This is a genomic window from Malaciobacter halophilus, from assembly GCF_002837275.1.
GTDB classification, from domain to species: domain Bacteria; phylum Campylobacterota; class Campylobacteria; order Campylobacterales; family Arcobacteraceae; genus Malaciobacter; species Malaciobacter halophilus.
This window is the reverse complement of the sequence record NZ_NXIF01000058.1, coordinates 1-2,407: the sequence shown is the minus strand read 5'-3', so window position 1 is coordinate 2,407 and position 2,407 is coordinate 1. Positions and strand designations below refer to the sequence as shown.

The 2,407-nt window shown below is 27.8% G+C and carries 3 protein-coding genes; 2 read left to right on the top strand and 1 reads right to left on the bottom strand.

Annotated features, from left to right (window positions below; translation table 11 throughout):
• Together CP960_RS12785 and argS are read left to right on the top strand one after the other, a co-directional pair.
• Positions 1–217: twin-arginine translocase TatA/TatE family subunit (locus CP960_RS12785; RefSeq protein WP_101185877.1), on the top strand; the 217-nt coding region annotated here is incomplete at its 5' end.
• A gap of 15 nt (positions 218–232) precedes the next feature.
• Complete coding sequence (gene argS / locus CP960_RS12780) at positions 233–1,822, top strand: arginine--tRNA ligase (protein WP_101185876.1); 1,590 nt, start codon at positions 233–235, stop codon at positions 1,820–1,822.
• Between the two features lie 121 nt (positions 1,823–1,943).
• On the opposite strand, the gene rsfS is transcribed toward argS, so the two are convergent.
• On the bottom strand, positions 1,944–2,407 hold a 464-nt coding region (gene rsfS / locus CP960_RS12775), incomplete at its 5' end, for a ribosome silencing factor (RefSeq protein ID WP_228152080.1).

Genomic DNA, 2,407 nt, shown 5'->3' with positions numbered 1-2,407 from the left:
GGAATGGATTTTAATTGCTTTAGTAGTGTTATTACTATTTGGAGGTAAGAAAATACCTGAATTAGCAAAAGGTTTAGGAAGTGGTATTAAAAACTTTAAAAAAGCAGTAAAAGAAGATGAAAATGAAGAAGTTGCGAGCACTAATAAAGCTGAAGAATTAGATAAAAAAAGTGAAGCTAACCCTGAAGAAAAAAAAGAAGAGTCTAAAACTGTATAATAAAGAGAAGATAGATTGCAAAAAATAGTAAAAAATTATATTGAAGAAGTATTAGAAAAAGAGATTGTATTAGAAAAACCTAAGGATATATCTTTAGGACATTTTGCTACTCCAGTAGCTTTTTCTTTGGCAAAAGAGTTTAGAAAATCACCTATGATAATTGCTGATGAACTTGCTTCAAAGTTTGATGAAAGTGAAATGTTTGAAAAAGTTGAAGCAGTTAAAGGGTTTATTAACTTTAAGCTATCATCTTCATTTTTACAAAAACTTTGTGAAGAGTCATTATCTTTAGGTGAAAATTATGCAAAACAAGAGAATGCAAATGAAAAAATTCTTTTAGAGTATGTAAGTGCAAATCCTACTGGTCCTTTACATATAGGACATGCAAGAGGAGCTATTGCAGGTGATACACTAGCAAGAATTGGAAGACATTTAGGTTATGATATTACAACAGAGTATTATGTAAATGATGCTGGTGCTCAAATGAATCTATTAGGGTTATCTTTAGCCTTAGCAGGACAAGAATCAATTTTAAAACAAAAAGTTGAGTATCCAGAAAAATACTATAGAGGTGAATATCTTTTTGAGATTGCAAAAGATGTAGAAAAGGAGTTTGGAGTAGAGATTTTCAATGATGAATCAAGATATTCTGAATTAGCACTTTTTGCAAAAGATAAAGTTTTAGAAATTATAAAAAAAGATATGGCTGATATAGGAATTGAATTTGATAACTATGTTAGTGAAAAGTCTTTATATTCATCTTGGGAACCTACAAAAGAGATATTAGAGAAAAATGGTTCTTTATATGAAAAAGATGAAAAATTATGGATTAAATCAACAGAATATGGAGATGACGTAGATAGAGTTGTTGTAAGAGATAATAAAATACCTACTTATCTTGCTGGAGATATTATTTATCATAAAAACAAGTATGATAGAAATTATGATAGATATATAAATATTTGGGGTGCAGATCACCATGGATATATTACAAGAGTAAAAGCTGCAATTGAGTTTTTAGGAAATGATTCTTCAAAACTTGAGGTACTTTTATCTCAAATGGTTCAACTTTTAAAAGGTGGTGAGCCTTACAAAATGAGTAAAAGAGCAGGAAATGTAATACTAATGAGTGATATAGCACAAGAAATAGGCTCTGATGCTTTAAGATTTGTGTTTTTAACTAAAAAAAGTGATACACACTTAGAGTTTGATTTAGATATCTTAAAAAATCAAGATAGTTCAAATCCAGTCTTTTATATTAATTATGCGTATGCTAGAATTAATCAAGTATTTAAAAAAGCAAATTTAACATTTGATGATGTAAAGGGTGAAAGTTTCCAAGGGTTAAATCAAGATGCCCTCAATATGGTATACGAATCACTTCTTTTACCTTCTGTATTACAAGAAGCATTTGTTAAAAGAGATATGCAAAAAGTAACAGATTATTTAAACTCTATTGCTTCATCAGTACATAAATTTTATAATGATTATAAGATTATTGATGCAGATGAACAAAATAGATATTTAAAAGTGTTAAGTTTTGTAGCATTGACAATAAAAGTTGCTCTAAATTTATTAGGAATAAAGGCGAAGGAGATGATGTAATGAAATGGTTTATTTTAATTTTTGTTGTGATTATAGGTTATGCAATACTTACAGGCAACATGGGTGGTGCAAAAAATGCAACACAAAATTATAATAAACTACTTACAGGAAGAGAGTAAAGTTACTCTTTATTCTCTCCTAGCTCCTCTAAAAACTCTTCTAGGTTATATTTTTGTCTATGTGTTTCACTCATTAAGTGAATAAAAATATCTCCTAAATCAACAATTGTCCATTCGTCATCATCATCAACTCTTAAAAACTCTTCACCTTGTGGTTTAAGCTCTGTTTTTAAGTGATTTAGTAATGAAAAAGCATGTTTTGAATTTAAAGTAGTTGCAATTACTACATAATCAACTATATACTCTTTTTGTCTTAAGTCAACAACTTCAATATTTTCTGCTTTCTTCTCATCAAGAATATTTTTTATTTTTTCAATTCTTTGGTTCAAATTATCTACCCTTTTGTATTTAGTTTTAAATAGTTTTTTTATTTCACTATCTATTTTTTTTGGTATATACTTTAAGTTGATATTTTCTCTTAAGTTTGTAGAACTTATATCAATATCAATATTTAAAGTTTTTATAT